Source organism: Flavobacteriales bacterium (assembly GCA_016713875.1).
Taxonomy (GTDB): domain Bacteria; phylum Bacteroidota; class Bacteroidia; order Flavobacteriales_F; family PHOS-HE28; genus PHOS-HE28.
The window spans coordinates 3748932-3764772 of record JADJOI010000003.1 but is presented as its reverse complement, the minus strand read 5'-3'; the positions used below and the strand labels follow the sequence as shown (position 1 = coordinate 3764772).

The following is a 15841-nucleotide window of genomic DNA, read 5'->3' as shown; positions in this document are numbered from 1 at the left end:
CCCCAAAAGTAGGTGGCGCGGGCAGGCGTCGGTCAGGGCCGGGTGAAGCGCAGGGCCACCGGTCGTTCCGGCAGCTCCACCACGAGCACATACGGTCCGGTGGCCAGGCCCTCCACCGGGACCACGGTGCGCGTGCCGGCGAGCCGCCCCTGCCTCAGGACCCGGCCCGCGGCATCCACCAGCCGGAACGCCGCCGTGCCCGACCGGCCGTTGAGCACCACTAGCTGGCCGGACGCCGGGTCGCCTTCCAACCGCAGGCCTCCTGGCACCGCCTGCTCCCCGATGCCCACGCCCGTGACCGTGAAGCAGGCCGAGGTGTCCGTGCATCCGCTCTGCGTCACCTCCACCGCGAACTGGCCGTTGGCCGTGGCGGTGAACTGGGCCCCCACCGCCCCCGGGATCTGCGCGAACCCGTTGCCGCAGTCGAGCCACTGGAAGGTGGCGTTGGTGGCCTGTGCGAAGAGGTTCGCGTTCAACTGCACCACTGTAACGTTCACCGGGGTCAGGTCGACGATGAGGGTGATCAGACTGTCGCAAATGGCCCCCTGCAGCGCGTTCACCCAGGTGCCGGCCGTATCGATCAGCGTTCCACCGAAGTCGAAGGTCTCGCCCTGGCACAGGGTGAGCTCCTGGACATAGCCCCATTCCGCGCCGGCCACGAAGTTGCTTCCCGGCCCGTTGAGCGCGAAGCCCGTGAGCGGCGCCTGGGCCCCGGCCACCACATCGATCGCCGCCGTGATGGCCGTGTTGTTGCCTCCGGGCGTGCCTTGGTCCATGTCGAAATGCACCTTCAAGGTCAGGTCGCCGCCATCGATGACGCCGCTGACCAAACAGCGCACCTCGTCGGCGGAGAGCGCCCGCTCCCAGAGCATCACCTCATCCAGCACGCCATTGAGCAGAAAGTCGGTGAACTGGAACGGCAGGGTGCCCAAGTGGAGCGGTTCAACCGTGTTGGTGATGGTGCCCGAAGCAGCGATGCTGCCGACCTCAACGCCGTCGTGGTACATGCGCAGCGTGTCGCCGTCGTAGGTGAGCGCGAGGGACTGCCACGCTCCCACCTCCAGCACCGGCGCGGTGATGGTGAAGTCAGTGCCGACGCTGTTGCGGAAGCGCCCTTCCAGCGCCTGCGGCCCCACCTGGATGAAATAAAGATCGGCGTCCACGTTGTTGCGGATGCCGCAGAAGCCGTCCAGGTCGGGGAAGGCGGGCGCCGTGTTGCGCGGCTTCACCCGGCAGGCCAGCGTCATGCCCGGGGCGCCGGCCACCAACGCGGAGGCATTGGCCAGCTGGGCCTGGTCGTCGAGCCCGTCCAGGTCGAGGGCGTTGTTCACGAACAGTTGGGCCGGCGCCAGCAGGGGCAGGCACAGGGCGATCGCGGATAGGCAGAGGGTTCGCATGAGGTTCGGGATCAGGAGGCGGTAAGGTAACCGCCCCTTGGGCTATCGGACCACCCCTTATTTTCGCGCCCCGCTGCCGGACCCCACGAACCATCCCGCTGCGGCAACGTTCCCCGACCATGAAGATCCTCGTCCTGATCAGCCAGGTGCCCGACACCACGGCGCGCATCGCCTTCACGGCGGACAACACCCAGTACGACGGCAACGGCGTCACCTTCATCGTGAACCCCTACGATGAGTGGTATGCCCTTGTCCGTGCCTTGGAACTGAAGGAGGCTGCAGGGGCCGGCAGCGTCACCACCATCACCGTGGGCCCGGCCGACACCGAGGCCACCATCCGCAAGGCCCTGGCCATCGGCGCCGATGAGGCCGTGCGCGTGGACGCCCGGCCGGAGGACGCCTTCCAGGTGGCCGCTGAAGTGGCCGCCTACGCCAAGGACAAGGGCTTCACCCTGATCCTGGCCGGCAAGGAGACCATCGACCACAATGGCGGCCAGGTGGGCGCCATGCTGGCCGAACTGCTGGACCTGCCCTATGTACCCCTCGTGAGCAAACTGGACGTCAGCGGCACCACCGCCACCATGGAGCGCGATGTGCCCAGCGGCGTGGAAGTGCTGGAGGTGGCCCTGCCCTGTGTGCTGGGGGCCGCCAAGGGCATGGCCGAGCAGCGCATCCCCAACATGCGCGGCATCATGGCCGCCCGCACCAAGCCGCTGCAGGTGGTGCCCGCCTCCGGGCAGGGGCCCTTGGCCGCCACGGTGCGCTTCGAGCTGCCGCCGGCCAAGGGCGCGGTGAAGCTCATCCCCGCCGACCAGGCCGGCACCCTGATCGAACTGCTGCACACCGAAGCCAAGGTGATCTGAGCGAACGAGGCCGCAAAGGCGCAGAGCGCAACTGAAGAAATGAACTTGAAGCCGGCCCCTGTGGCAGGCCCTCCATACGAAGAACCCAGATGAGCACCATCGTCTTCATCGACACCCGGGGTGAGAAGCTCCCCAAGGCGGCCCAGGAGGCCGTGACCTACGCCAGCCAGCTGGCCGGCGGCCCCGTGACCGCCGTCACCTTCGGCGATGCGCAGGGGCTCGAGGCCCTGGGCGCCAACGGCGCGGCCAAGGTGGTGGTGGCCCGTGCTGTGAAGACCGTGGACAGCCAGCAGCTCACCAAGCTGGTCAGCTCCGTGGTCGAGGCGACCGGTGCCACCACCATCGTGTGCGTGTCCGACGCCACCGGCAAGGCCGTGGCTCCGCGCGTCGCGGCGCGGCTGAAGGCCGGCCATGTGGCCGGTGCCACCGGCCTGCCCGAGGGCGGCCGCTTCCGCCGCAACGTGTTCAGCGGCAAGGCCCGCGCCTTCGTGGAGGTGAGCAGCCCCATGCGCGTGGTGAGCCTCAGCCCCAACAGCGTGCCCATCACCACGGGCGGCGCCCCTGCATCGGTGGAGGAGTTCGCCGGTGACCTCGGCACTTCGCGCGTGACCGTGAAGGAGCTTCGGAAGGCCGGAGCCGGCATCCCCCTGCCCGAGGCCGAGCGCGTGGTGAGCGGCGGCCGCGGCATGAAGGGCGCGGAGAACTGGGGGCCCATCGAGGAGCTGGCCCGCGAACTGGGCGCCGCCACCGCCTGCAGCCGTCCGGTGGCCGACGATCACTGGCGCCCGCACCACGAGCACGTGGGACAGACCGGGGTGGCCATCCGCCCGAACCTCTACATCGCCATCGGCATCAGCGGCGCCATCCAGCACCTGGCCGGGGTGAACCAGAGCAAGGTGATCTGCGTGATCAACAAGGACCCCGAGGCGCCCTTCTTCAAGGCCGCGGACTACGGGATCGTGGGCGATGCCTTCGAGGTGCTGCCCCAACTGATCGCCGCAGCGAAGAAGCTGAACGCCGAGCGGTAACGCACCGGACATCCGGCACGGCGAGCAACTCGCGGCCGCTGCCTATCTTCACGGCCCCGCACGGAGAGGATGGACAAGGTCGAGCTGAAGTTCCTGCGCATCACGTACAGCCACACGCACGCCGGTGCCTACGCGCTCATTCTGGCGGAGGCCCACGGCGAACGCCGCCTGCCCATCATCATCGGCGGGGTGGAGGCCCAGGCCATCGCCATCCAGGTGGAGAACATCAAGCCGGCGCGTCCCCTCACGCACGATCTGTTCAAGAACCTGAGCGACACCCTCGGGGTGGGTCTCAAGGAGGTGATCATCAACGACCTGGTGGAGGGCATCTTCCACGCCAAGCTGGTGCTGGAGCAGAACGGGCACGAAGTGGAGATCGACGCCCGCAGCAGCGACGCCATCGCGCTGGCGCTGCGCTTCCAATGCCCCATCCACACCTACGAGTTCATCATGGGCGCGGCCGGGCTGAAGGTGGAGGAGGGCGAAGAGGGCAAGGAGGAAGGCGCGGCCGAACCCGTGGAGCGCGGCAAACCCGCCAAGGGCATCAAGGGCAGCAGCATCGAGGAGCTGAAGGAACTGCTCGAGAAGGCGCTGCACGACGAGGACTACGAGCGCGCCAGCAAGATCCGCGACGAGATCAAGCGGCGCGAGCAGACCAACTAGACCAAGAGCGGACGAAGGCGCCGGGGCCGCGTGATCGGCCTCCGGCCGGCACCGTCCGCCGTTCGACCGAACTTCTATCTTGTCGCCCACGAAACACGACCGCATGTCCAAGACCGAATCGTGGGGATCGCGCGTGGGGCTCATCCTGGCCATGGCGGGCAACGCCGTGGGGCTGGGCAACTTCCTCCGCTTCCCGGTGCAGGCCATCCAGAACGGCGGGGGTGCCTTCATCATCCCCTACCTGGTCTGCTTCCTGCTGATGGGCATTCCGCTGCTGTGGATCGAGTGGAGCATGGGGCGCTTCGGCGGGCGTTCGGGCCACCACAGCACACCGTTCATCCTGCACAACATGGACCCCAAGCGGGCTCTGTGGAAGTATGTGGGCGTGTTCGGCATCTTCACCAACATCGCCGTGGCGGCCTACTACTGCTATCTGGAGAGCTGGACGCTGAGCTACATCTGGCACAGCATCTCCGGCACCTTCCTGGACATGGGCGCTGATGGGGTCGCGGCCTTCTTCAGCAGCTACATCGACATCGGCGTCAGCACCACGGGCATCCCCTACGAGGCCATCTGGTTCTGGCTGCTCTGCCTGCTGCTGAACACGTGGATCCTGAGCAGGGGGCTGAGCGGCGGTGTGGAGAAAGCGGCCAAGGTGGGCATGCCGCTCCTGATCCTCTTCGGCCTGTTCCTCGCCATCCGCGGCGTGACCCTGAAGGCCGGTGAGCATGGTGCGATCCACGACGGCACCGTGGGCCTCAACTTCCTATGGACGCCGGACTACGGCAGCATCTGGAAACCCAGCGTGTGGCTCGCCGCCGCGGGGCAGATCTTCTTCACCCTCAGCGTGGGCATGGGCAGCATCCAGTGCTACGCCAGCTACGTCCGCAAGAAGGACGACATCGCCCTGAACGCCATGAGCGCCGGGTGGATGAACGAGTTCGTGGAGGTGGTGCTCGGCGGCGCCATCATCATCCCCATCGCCATCGGCTACCTGGGCATCGACAAGGTGAAGGAGCTCACCGCCACCGGTGGCCTGGGCCTCGGCTTCAAGACGTTGCCCTACCTGTTCACGCAGTGGGGGCCCTGGTTGTCGGCGATCGCCGGGGTGTGCTGGTTCGGCCTGCTGTTCTTCGCCGGCATCACCAGCAGCCTGGCCATGGGCACACCGGTGATGGGCTTCCTGCAGGACGAGTTCGGCTGGAAACGTGGACCCTCGGCCTGGATGTTCGGCCTGGTGGTGCTGGTGCTCGGGCTGCCCACGGTGCTCTTCTTCCACCATGGCGTGTTCGACGAGTACGACTATTGGGCCGGCACCGTGAGCCTGGTGGTGTTCGCCCTCTTCGAGGTGATCCTCTTCGCCTGGGTGTTCGGCATGGACAAGGGCTGGGCGGAGATCAACCTCGGTGCCGACCTGCGCCCACCGACCATCTACCGGTTCATCATCAAGTACATCACCCCCGTGATCCTGGCCGTGGTCTTCCTGGCCTCCCTGCCCGGTATCTGGGAGAAGATCACCGCCCCGGCCAGCCCTTACCTTCATGCCTCGCGCCTGTTGTTGCTGGCCCTGTACCTGGGCATCGCCCTGCTGGTGCGCAAGGCCTACCTGAAACGCAAACGCCACGCCCACGGGATGGTCTGATCCGCACGCACCATGAACACCTCCGCCCTTGTGCTGATGCTGTCCTCCGTGCTCACCGTCACAGGCTTCACGCTGTACTTCTTCTACCGCGTGCTGACCACGCCTCCCAAGCCCGAGCCGGACAGCTTCAGCGACAACGACCCCGAGCCGTAGGCCGACCATCGCCGTCCCCAAGCCCACCGCATGTCGGACGACGTCCGCTCCTTCCTCCGCTCCTTCAGCCTGGGCAAGGTGCTGCTGCCGGTCTTCATCGGCCTGGGCATCACGGCCGTGCTCATCTTCCGCGGCAGCGACCTCAGCGCCCTCGATGGCGTGCATTGGACCTGGGCCAGCACGCTGTGGATCGGCCTGGCCTTCGGCAGTGTGGTGGTGCGCGACTACGCGTACATGGTGCGGATCCGACACCTCACCGAGCGTTCCCTCACCTGGTGGCGCAGCTTCGTGGTGATCATGCTCTGGGAGTTCAGCTCGGCGCTGGCCCCCGGGCTCATCGGTGGTGGCTTCCTCTTCGCCATCTTCATCCTCAACCGCGAGGGCGTCGACGCCGGTCGCAGCATCACCGTCATCACCTTCACCAGCTTCCTGGACGGGATCTTCCTGGCGGTGATGGCGCCGTTGATGGTGCTGCTGCTGGGGCAGGACGCGCTCTTCAGCGGCGTGGGCGTGGGCTCCAGCCTCTGGGGCAGCAGCGTGTTCGTGGCCTTCTGGGCGGTGTACATCATCATCCTGGCCTACAAGCTCTTCGTGGCCTACGCCCTCTTCATCAACCCGGTGATCGTGAAGCGCTGGCTGGTGGGCCTCTTCAGCATCCCCGTCCTGAAGCGCTGGCGCCGCAATGCGGTCACCACCGGCGACCAGCTGATCACCGCCGCCACCGGCCTGCGCAGCAAGCGCTGGAGCTACTGGTGGCCCGCCCTGCTGGCCACCTTCGCCAGCTGGACCGCCCGCTACAGCATCGTCAACTGCCTGGTGCATGCCTTCCGCGACGGCCAGCCGGTGGACGACCTGCTGCTCTTCGGCAAGCAGGTGATCATGGGCATCCTCGTGCTGGTGAGCCCCACCCCCGGCGGCAGCGGACTGGCGGAGTTCCTCTTCAACGACCTGCTGGGCATGTTCATCCCGCTCGGCCTGGCCCCCGCGCTGGCCCTGCTGTGGCGCCTCATCAGCTACTACCCCTACATCCTGGCCGGCGCCATCCTGCTGCCGCGCTGGATCCGCCGCAACCTGCTGCACCTGGGCAAAGGCGCATGACCACCTCCCGACCCATGATCCGCTCCCTCTCCCCCGCACGCCTCCTGGCCGTGACCGTGCTCCTGCTGATCACCGCCCTGCCCCTGGCCGCGCAGAGCGGAGGGCCCGCACCGCTCACCGGGCCCAGCGCCATGGGCATCGGCCGCGGCCTGCTCGGCATGGCCGCCCTCATCGCCATCGCCTGGGCCTTCAGCGCGCGGCGTGCTCACGTCAACTGGAAGGTGGTCGGCATCGGCCTCGCCTTCCAGCTCGTGCTGGCCCTCGGCGTGCTCTACGTGCCCTTCGTGCAGGCCGGCTTCGACATCGTGGGCCGCATGTTCGTGAAGGTCCTCGACTTCACCAAGGCCGGCAGCACCTTCCTCTTCCGCGACCTGATGGACGTGCAGAGCTTCGGCTTCATCTTCGCCCTGCAGATCCTGCCCACCATCATCTTCTTCAGCGCGCTCACCAGCGTGCTGTTCTACCTGGGCATCATCCAGAAGGTGGTGTACGCCCTGGCCTGGGCGCTCAACAAGAGCATGAAGCTCAGCGGCGCGGAGAGCCTGAGCACCGCGGGCAACATCTTCCTGGGTCAGACCGAAGCCCCCCTGATGGTGAAGGCCTATCTGGACAAGATGAACCGCTCGGAGATCTTCCTGGTGATGGTGGCCGGCATGGCCACCGTGGCGGGCGGCGTGCTGGCGGCCTATGTGGGCTTCCTGGGCGGCGATGACCCCGTGCAGCGGCTCTTCTTCGCCAAGCACCTGCTCACCGCCAGCGTGATGGCCGCACCCGGCGCCGTGGTGGTGGCGAAGGTCCTCTATCCGCAGACCGAGGCCTTCGACTCCGAGCTGCGCGTGGGCATGGACCAGGTGGGCAGCAACTTCCTCGACGCCATGGCCAACGGCACCACCGAGGGCCTGAAGCTCGCCGCCAACGTGGCCGCCATGCTGCTGGTGTTCTTCTCGTTCATCGCCCTGTTCAACTATGTGTTCCTGCGCATCGGCGATGCCACCGGCCTCAACACCTGGGTCGCCTCCGTGTCGCACGGCAACTTCAGGTCGCTCTCCCTGGAGTTCATCCTCGGCTACACCTTCGCCCCGCTGATGTGGCTGATGGGCGTGGCCGGGGAGGACATCACCCTGACCGGACGGCTGGTGGGGGAGAAGCTCATCGCCAGTGAGTTCGTCGGTTACGAGAGCCTTGCCCAACTGAAATCGACCGGCGCGTTCGCCTACCAACGCAGCATCGTGATGGCCACCTACATGCTGTGCGGCTTCGCCAACTTCGCCAGCATCGGCATCCAGATCGGCGGCATCGGCTCGCTGGCGCCCGGCCGACGCCAATGGCTCAGCGAATTCGGCTTCCGCGCCCTGCTCGGCGGCACCCTGGCCAGCCTGCTCAGCGCCACCATCGTGGGCATGATGATCTGATCCCGCGGCCACCCATCGCCCCCGCCTTCGTCCATTGCCCATGACCCGCCTCCTCCTCCTGGTCGCCACGGCCTTGCTCACCTCCGCCGCGCACGGTCAGCCCGCCGCACGCGTCGGCGAACCCTTCACCCGCAGCTTCAAGAACGCCCAGGGCGACCAGCACGCCGTGGTGGACGGGCTGCTGCCCGCCGATGGCCGCGCCCTGCTCTACGTGGAGGAAGGGCCCGCGCACAAAGTGGTGCGGCTGGACGCCCAGCTGAAGCCCGCCGAGGAGGTGGTGCTGAAGGACGTGCTGCTGGACGGTGTGAAGTGGAACGGCGTGATGCCGCTTCTGCGCGGTGACGCGATGGACGTCCTGCTGGTGAGCCCGGGCAAAAAGGGCGCCGACCTCGGCCTGGCCACCGTGGGAGGTTCGCCGCTCGCGCTCTCCGGCTTCCGCCGCATCGCCTCCTTCGGCCATGCCTGGGCCGTGGATGCCGCCAGCAGCCTGGCGCGGCGTCCGCTGCCCGATCCCATCCTCTTCAGCCTCGGCCTCACCAGCGCCTACACCGAACGCCTGTTGACCTCGCCGGACGGCGGCCGACACCTGCTGAACATGTACGACAGCAAGGGCAAGGACGGCAAGCAGCTATGGATGACCTGCCTGGACCGCGACCTGCGCGAGGAATGGAGCGCGCTGGCCACCCTGCCCTGGCCCGCCGGGCAGGCCCGCATCCACCAGATGCAGCTCACCAACGATGGCCGCGTGCTGCTGCTCGTCTACGTGTTCCGCTGTGAACAGGCCCAGATGGGCGACAAGAACTGCCACGAGCTGCACTTCACCACCATCAGCGACAAGGGCCGCACCGTGAAGGATGTGCTCGTGGACAAGGACTTCGTGAGCACCGCCCGCTTCTGCGAACGCCCCGACGGCCGCATCACCCTGGCCCTGCGCTACGGCGCCCTCACGGGCATCCCCGGCCAGGTGGTCACCTTCGATCCGCAGGACCCCAAGCTGAAGCCCACCCCGCTGGTGGATCAACGCCTGGCCGGCGTGCGCAAGGTGAAGCTCACCGGCTTCGGCAGCGTGGACGGGGACCCGAACAAAGCGGCCTCCGTGCGGGCCAAGCTGCCTGACGAGGTGGTGACCCTGCTGCCCGCGTGGGACGGCGGCACCGTGCTGGTGGAAGCCTTCGTCGACAACGAGTTCCAGCTGCCGGTGGGCGACGCCATCGCCATGCGCCACTTCTGCGGCATGCTGCGCGCCAGCTACCTGGATGCCACCGACACCGTGCGCTGGCAACGCACCATCGACCGGGCCTACCTCACCACTGCCGGGCAGGCCTACGAGACGGCCGGCCTCCGGATGGACAACGACGGGCTCACTCTGCTCTACGGCCACACCCCCAAGGGCCTTGCGGGCATCCTGGCCAGCGGCGGCGAAGGCGACGGCAAGGCGCCGCTGGCCGAACCCGGCGTGCTGAAGACCATGCGCATCGACCGCGCCGGGCAGGTGGCGCGCCAGGGCACGGCGTGGATGCCCGAGGGCGGCCTGGTGGCCTGCCCGATGACCGCCGTGTTCAACTCCTCCGGTGCGCAGGCCCTGCTGAAGGCCTATGACCGGGGCACCACCTACCGCTATGTGCTGGTGGACCTGGAGCGCGTGGGCGCCGAGTGAGCCGCTGTCCATGCCGCGTTGTTGGTAGCGCACCGGCGCACAGGACCGGCGCGGCGGATCGGCAGGGCAACTTTGCCCCGTGCCGCCCACACCGCCCCCGGCCCCGTCCCGCCTGATCGAGCGCCTGCAGCGGCAGGTGACCTCGGCCCTCGCCTGGCTGGGCCGCAAGGTGATGAACAGCCGCATGAAGGAGCTCACGCTCCTGACGCTGCCCTACCAGGTGGCCGCGGTGATCACCGCCCTCATCGCCGTGGGCTACGCGAAGCTCTTCGGACTGGTGGAGGAGGTCCACGCCTGGGTCATCGGCCTCCACCCCGATTGGATCTTCGTCAGCGCCCCGCTGGCCTTCCTGCTCAGCTGGTGGCTGGTGCGGCGCTTCGCGCCGATGGCGGGCGGCAGCGGCATCCCGCAGCTCATGGCCGCCATCGAGGTGGCCAACGACAAGGCCACGGACCGCAGCTGGCGCTTCCTCAACGTGCGGATCATCCTGGTGAAGATCGCCAGCAGCCTGGCCATGGTGGTGGGCGGCGGCGCCGTGGGCCGCGAGGGGCCCACCCTGCAGATCGCCGGCAGCGTGTACCGCACCGTGCACAAGCTGCTGCCCCCCTTCTGGCCCCAGGTGAGCCGCAAGGTGATGATGGTGACCGGCGGTGCCGCCGGTCTCAGCGCCGCCTTCAACACCCCGCTCGGCGGCATCGTCTTCGCCGTGGAGGAGCTCACCCGCACCCACATCGCCCAGTTCCGCACCGCCGTCCTCACCGCCGTGATCCTGGCCGGCATGACGGCCCAGCTCCTGCTCGGCCCCTACCTCTTCCTGGGCTATCCCAAGCTGGAGCCCGTCGGCTTCAGCTTCATGTACAAGGTGCTCGCCATCGGCCTGTGCGCCGGTGCCGCCGGTGCCCTCTTCTGCAAGGCGGTGCTGCTGCTCGACAAATGGCGACGCACCCTCAAGGGCAACATCGCCCAGGCCTTCTTCGCCGTGGGCTGCGCACTGGCCTTCGCCGTCACCGTGAAGCTCACCGGCACCTTCGCCCTGGGCAGCGGCAAGCACCTGCTGGAGAGCTACCTCTTCGATGCCACGGTGGATCCCGGCTGGCGCGACATCGCGGCCCGCATCCTCGGTCCCCTGTTCAGCTTCAGCGCGGGCGGTGCCGGAGGCATCTTCGCCCCCAGCCTGGCCAGTGGCGCGGCCGTGGGCGGCTGGATCGCCCAGTGGTTCGAGCCCAGCCGCGGCGAGTTCAACGTGCTGGTGCTCGCCGGCATGACCGCCTTCCTCACCGGTGTGTCCCGCTCACCGTTCACCAGCGCCATCCTGGTGCTGGAGATGACCGACCGCCACAGCGTGATCTTCCAACTGATGTACGCGGCCATGGTGGCCTACCTGATCAGCCACGGCATCGACAAGCGCAGCTACTACGAACGCATGAAGCTGCGCCTGCTGGCCGCCCTTCCCGGCAACAGCGGAAGGGAACCGGTCGGCGACCGGCCCGCGCGCAACGGCTCCAAACGGCCGCCGGAGCACGACCCGCATGACGAAGAGCCCCCGTCGCCCACACCGGGCTATGGCCTGGGCTAACTTCGCGGCGACCCGGACCACCGGCCCAGCCGTCCATGACCCGATGAAGCCCTACCACGATCTCCTGCAGCGCATCCTGGACCACGGCGTCGGGAAGCACGACCGCACCGGCACCGGCACCCTCAGTTGCTTCGGCCACCAGATGCGCTTCGACCTCGCCGACGGCTTCCCCCTCGTCACCACCAAGAAGCTGCACGTCAAAAGCATCATCCACGAACTGCTCTGGTTCCTGGCCGGCGACACCAACGTGCAGTACCTGCGCGACAACGGGGTGCGCATCTGGGACGAATGGGCCGATGCCAACGGCGACCTCGGACCGGTGTACGGCTACCAGTGGCGCAGCTGGCATACGCCCGATGGCCGTGTGATCGACCAGATCGCCAACGTGGTGGAGCAGATCAAGCGCAACCCCGACAGCCGCCGACTGATCGTCACCGCCTGGAACCCTGCCGACGTTGACCGCATGGCCCTTCCGCCCTGCCACACCATGTTCCAGTTCTATGTGGCCGAAGGCCGCCTCAGCTGCCAGCTCTACCAGCGCAGTGCCGACGTCTTCCTCGGTGTGCCCTTCAACATCGCCAGCTATGCCCTGCTCACCCTGATGGTAGCGCAGGTGTGCGGGCTGAAGCCCGGCGAGTTCGTGCACAGCTTCGGCGACGTGCACCTCTACACCAACCACCTGGAACAGGCCCGGCTGCAGCTCTCACGCGAACCGCGCGCCCTGCCCCGCATGGAGCTGGACCCCGCCGTGACCGACCTCTTCGCCTTCCGCTTCGAGCACTTCACGCTGAAGGACTACGACCCGCACCCGCACATCAAGGCCGAGGTCGCCGTATGATCGTCAGCGCCATCGCCGCCGTCAGCGCGAACGGGGTCATCGGCCGGGATGGTGACCTGCCCTGGCACCTGCCGGATGACATGGCCTTCTTCCAGCGCACCACGCGCGGCCACTGTGTCATCACCGGACGCCTGAACTGGGAGAGCATCCCCGTGCGCTACCGCCCCCTGAAGCACCGCACCAACATCGTGGTGACCCGCAACCCCGCCTACAACGCGCCCGGCGCCGTGGTGGTGGACAGCCTGGAGGCCGCACTGGACCATGCACGCGCGTTGGGCGAACCCGAGGCCTTCATCATCGGCGGTGGCCAGCTGTACCGCGAGGCCCTGGCCAAGGAACTGGTGCACCGCATCTACCTCACCCGGGTGCATGCCGAGATCGAGGGCGATACCCATTTCCCCATGTTGGACGCTGGCTGGCGCGAGGTATGGCGGGAGGAGCACCCGGCCGACCACCACCATGCCCACCCCTTCACCTTCCTGCGGCTCGAGCGGGAAGAACAGCCGGCATGAACGGATCAAACCAAGATCCCGTTATACCGTCCTAAGGACGAACCAACCACACCGACATGAAGCGCCACCTGCTCGCCACCTCCGCCCTTGCCCTATTGGCCCTCACGGCCTGCCGTAAGGAGACCACCGACCCGGTGAACAACGACTACACCTCCGCTGTGGACAACAGCTTCGGCGAATCGATGTTCAATGACATGCTGAAGCAGGCCGATCAGGCCGCCGAGGAGGGCGGCGTGCGCGGCATGATGGACGCCTGCATCGACACCATCGTCATCGACACCACCGTGATGCCCCGCACCATGCTGATCGACTTCGGCTCGGTGAACTGCACCGGGCAGGACGGCCGTGCACGCCGCGGCAGCATCCTGGTGACCTTCACCGGTCCCTACCGCGCCGTGGGCACCGTGATCACCATCACCCCGCAGGACTACTACGTGAACGACCACAAGGTGGAGGGCAGCAAGACGGTGACGAACCTGGGCCCCAACAACGATGGCCATACCCAGTTCGCCATCGCCGTCAACGGCACCATCACCGCGCCGAACAACGCGTGGACCAGCACCCACACCGCGAGCCGCGTGCGCACCTGGATCCAGGGCGAGGAGACGCTGACGCCGTGGGACGACGTGTACCTCATCACCGGCAACGGCAGCGGCACCAACCGCAATGGCGTGCCCTACACGCTCACCATCACCCAGGCCCTGCGCGTGGAGGTGGGCTGCTGGCACGTGGTGAGCGGCAAGTTGGAGATCACCCCGCAGGGCCTGGCCACGCGCTACGTCGACTTCGGCAACGGTTCCTGCGACGGCACGGTGACCGTGACCGTGAACGGGTTCACCTTCACCTTCGGCTAGCGCGCCACCTCTCCCGGAAGTGTGGAAGGCCCTTCGGGGCCTTCCTTGTTCTCCGGCCATCCAACCGTTCGTCCCTGTCCGTCCCTTCGGGCGCCGTTCATCACGTTCGGGTTGGTGCGGCCTGTGCACGGGGATAGCTTGGCCTTCCGATGAACGGCACGCGCATCCTGTGAGCGCCGCCTCCCCGGCCGACCCGATGAACTACTTCAAGCGTACGCCGATCAGTTATCGCATCGTGCTGGGCAGCGCCCTGGTGATGGCCACCCTGTTCCTGTTGCAGGCCTATATGCACCACTATGTGTATGCCGAGCTCAAGGACATGGGCGAATTCCGGTGGTGGCGGGAAGCCCCCGTGCCCTACCTCAACTTCCTGTTCTGGGCGCTGCTCACCCCGCTGGTGTACACCATCCTGAAGCGCTGGCCCTTCAGCGGCCGGCCCTGGGGGCCGGTGGTGCTTCTGCACCTCGGCCTGGCCCTGCTGATCGCCGCGGTCCATGAGGCCTCCACCTCCTGCATCTACTACGGCATCCTGCACTGGCGCGGCGAGTTCGACTTCGGCGACCCCGGCATGCGCAGCTGGGCCCTCAGCGCGCTGCCCCCCGCCATCCTCAGCCGCTTCATGGAGTACGGCGTGCTGATGGGCGTGCTCGTGGCCCTGGACAACGCGCGCAAGATGCGCGAGAAACAGACCCAGCTGATGAAGCTGCAGAACGAGCTGCAGAAGAGCCAGCTCAACGCCCTCAAGAAGCAGCTGCAACCGCATTTCCTGTTCAACACGCTGAACACGGTGAGCGCCCTGATGGACCAGGACACCGACAGGGCCCGAACCGTACTGAGCCGGTTGGGCCAGCTGCTCCGGATCACGCTCGACAAGGAACAACGCGAACGTGTGCCGCTGGCGCGGGAGATCGATCACATCGGACACTACCTCGGCATCGAGGCCGTGCGCTTCCAGGACCGCCTGCACGTGGACTACGACATCCCCGCTTCCTGCGCGGACGCCGAGGTGCCCAGCATGATCCTTCAGCCGCTCGTGGAGAACGCGATCAAGCACGGCCCCGGCTTCACCAGCGAGCGCGTCGACATCGCCGTCAGCGCCGAACGCCGGAACGGCAGCCTGCACATCGCCGTGCGGGACAACGGCCGGGGCTGCCCCGACGTCGAACGTGCGGTGGCAGGCAGCGGCATCGGCCTGCGCAACGTCCGTGAACGGCTTCGGCTGCTCTATGGCGATGCGGCGGACATGCAGGTGTCCTCCCCCGGCGGTCAAGGCTTCACCGTGCACCTCTCCCTCCCGTTCAAGCGCAACGACCCCGCGTCATGAAACACATCCGCACCCTCATCGTGGACGATGAACCCATCGCCCGCGCGCGCCTTGCACGCCTGCTCGCCCAGGACCCTGAGATCGAGCTGGTGGGCGAATGCCGCAACGGCCACGAAGCCCTGGAGTCCGTCGCCAAGCACCGCCCCGACCTGCTGTTCCTCGATGTCCAAATGCCCCAGATGAACGGCTTCGAGGTGGTGCAGCAGATCCCGCGCGAACGCCTCCCCTTCGTGGTCTTCGTCACCGCCCACGACCAGTACGCGCTCAAGGCCTTCGACGTCAACGCCGTGGACTACCTGCTGAAACCCTACGACGACGAGCGCTTCTTCACCTCGCTGGAGCGCGCCAAGCGCCACCTGGACATGAACGTCAACAGCCGCCTCACCGGCAAGCTGATGGACCTGGTGCGCGAGCACATGCACGCCAACAGCGAGTTCATCGAGCACTTCACCATCAAGGAGAAGGGGCGCGAGCACAAGGTGAACGTGGCCGACGTGGTGTACATGCGCGCCGAGGGCAACTACCTCTGCCTACAGCTCAAGGACCGGCACTTCCTGCATCGCATGACGATGAACGCCGTGGAGACCGAGCTGGACCCCGGTCGTTTCCTGCGCATCCACCGCAGCTACATCGTCAACATGGCCCACGTGCGCAACAGCCGGTACAGCGGCAACAACGAGTTCATCTTCACGATGGCGAACAACGAACGCATCGTGAGCGGCCGCAGCTACAAGGAGCAGATCGCCAAGGTGCTGGCCGAGCAGGTGGTGTAGGCCTGCGGTCGGTCCCGCACCGAACGGTCCGGCCGCACGCCTATCCCGGCA

Annotated in this window: 15 protein-coding genes; 14 read left to right on the top strand and 1 reads right to left on the bottom strand. The window is 67.3% G+C overall.

Going from position 1 to position 15841, the window contains the following annotated elements; all coding sequences use genetic code 11:
* Positions 1–32: 32 nt before the first annotated feature.
* Positions 33–1397, bottom strand: coding sequence for a LamG domain-containing protein (locus IPJ87_17585; GenBank protein ID MBK7943658.1), 1365 nt, complete (start codon positions 1395–1397; stop codon positions 33–35).
* 119 nt (positions 1398–1516) lie between these two features.
* Between IPJ87_17585 and IPJ87_17580 the strand changes: the two genes are divergently transcribed.
* The 14 genes from IPJ87_17580 to IPJ87_17515 all read left to right on the top strand — a co-directional run bounded on the left by IPJ87_17580 (position 1517) and on the right by IPJ87_17515 (position 15790).
* On the top strand, positions 1517–2260 hold the full coding sequence (locus tag IPJ87_17580; protein ID MBK7943657.1) for an electron transfer flavoprotein subunit beta/FixA family protein: 744 nt from the start codon (positions 1517–1519) through the stop codon (positions 2258–2260).
* A gap of 89 nt (positions 2261–2349) precedes the next feature.
* Entirely contained in the window at positions 2350–3288 is a 939-nt protein-coding gene (locus IPJ87_17575) for an electron transfer flavoprotein subunit alpha/FixB family protein (protein ID MBK7943656.1), read from the top strand.
* Positions 3289–3357: 69 nt separating this feature from the next.
* Entirely contained in the window at positions 3358–3951 is a 594-nt protein-coding gene (locus IPJ87_17570) for a bifunctional nuclease family protein (protein ID MBK7943655.1), read from the top strand.
* 103 nt (positions 3952–4054) lie between these two features.
* The gene (locus tag IPJ87_17565) at positions 4055–5593 is read left to right on the top strand and encodes a sodium-dependent transporter (GenBank protein ID MBK7943654.1); all 1539 of its coding nucleotides are present in this window, start codon (positions 4055–4057) and stop codon (positions 5591–5593) included.
* 12 nt (positions 5594–5605) lie between these two features.
* Complete coding sequence (locus tag IPJ87_17560) at positions 5606–5746, top strand: hypothetical protein (protein MBK7943653.1); 141 nt, start codon at positions 5606–5608, stop codon at positions 5744–5746.
* A 30-nt stretch (positions 5747–5776) separates the two neighbouring features.
* Complete coding sequence (locus tag IPJ87_17555; protein ID MBK7943652.1) at positions 5777–6844, top strand: flippase-like domain-containing protein; 1068 nt, start codon at positions 5777–5779, stop codon at positions 6842–6844.
* Positions 6845–6858: 14 nt separating this feature from the next.
* The gene (locus IPJ87_17550; GenBank protein MBK7943651.1) at positions 6859–8256 is read left to right on the top strand and encodes a Na+ dependent nucleoside transporter; all 1398 of its coding nucleotides are present in this window, start codon (positions 6859–6861) and stop codon (positions 8254–8256) included.
* A gap of 40 nt (positions 8257–8296) precedes the next feature.
* The gene (locus IPJ87_17545; protein MBK7943650.1) at positions 8297–9913 is read left to right on the top strand and encodes a hypothetical protein; all 1617 of its coding nucleotides are present in this window, start codon (positions 8297–8299) and stop codon (positions 9911–9913) included.
* A 79-nt stretch (positions 9914–9992) separates the two neighbouring features.
* The gene (locus IPJ87_17540; protein MBK7943649.1) at positions 9993–11489 is read left to right on the top strand and encodes a chloride channel protein; all 1497 of its coding nucleotides are present in this window, start codon (positions 9993–9995) and stop codon (positions 11487–11489) included.
* Positions 11490–11532: 43 nt separating this feature from the next.
* Positions 11533–12327 (top strand): thymidylate synthase, encoded by a 795-nt coding sequence (locus tag IPJ87_17535; GenBank protein MBK7943648.1) that lies wholly within the window; start codon positions 11533–11535, stop codon positions 12325–12327.
* On the top strand, positions 12324–12839 hold the full coding sequence (locus tag IPJ87_17530) for a dihydrofolate reductase (protein MBK7943647.1): 516 nt from the start codon (positions 12324–12326) through the stop codon (positions 12837–12839). The genes IPJ87_17535 and IPJ87_17530 overlap by 4 nt, the downstream gene beginning before the upstream one ends.
* Positions 12840–12895: 56 nt before the next feature.
* Positions 12896–13693, top strand: coding sequence for a hypothetical protein (locus tag IPJ87_17525; protein ID MBK7943646.1), 798 nt, complete (start codon positions 12896–12898; stop codon positions 13691–13693).
* A 169-nt stretch (positions 13694–13862) separates the two neighbouring features.
* The gene (locus IPJ87_17520) at positions 13863–15017 is read left to right on the top strand and encodes a histidine kinase (protein MBK7943645.1); all 1155 of its coding nucleotides are present in this window, start codon (positions 13863–13865) and stop codon (positions 15015–15017) included.
* A complete protein-coding gene (locus tag IPJ87_17515; GenBank protein MBK7943644.1) occupies positions 15014–15790 on the top strand; it encodes a response regulator transcription factor in 777 nt (258 codons plus the stop codon). Before IPJ87_17520 ends, IPJ87_17515 begins: the two co-directional genes overlap by 4 nt.
* The last annotated feature ends 51 nt before the right edge of the window (positions 15791–15841 follow it).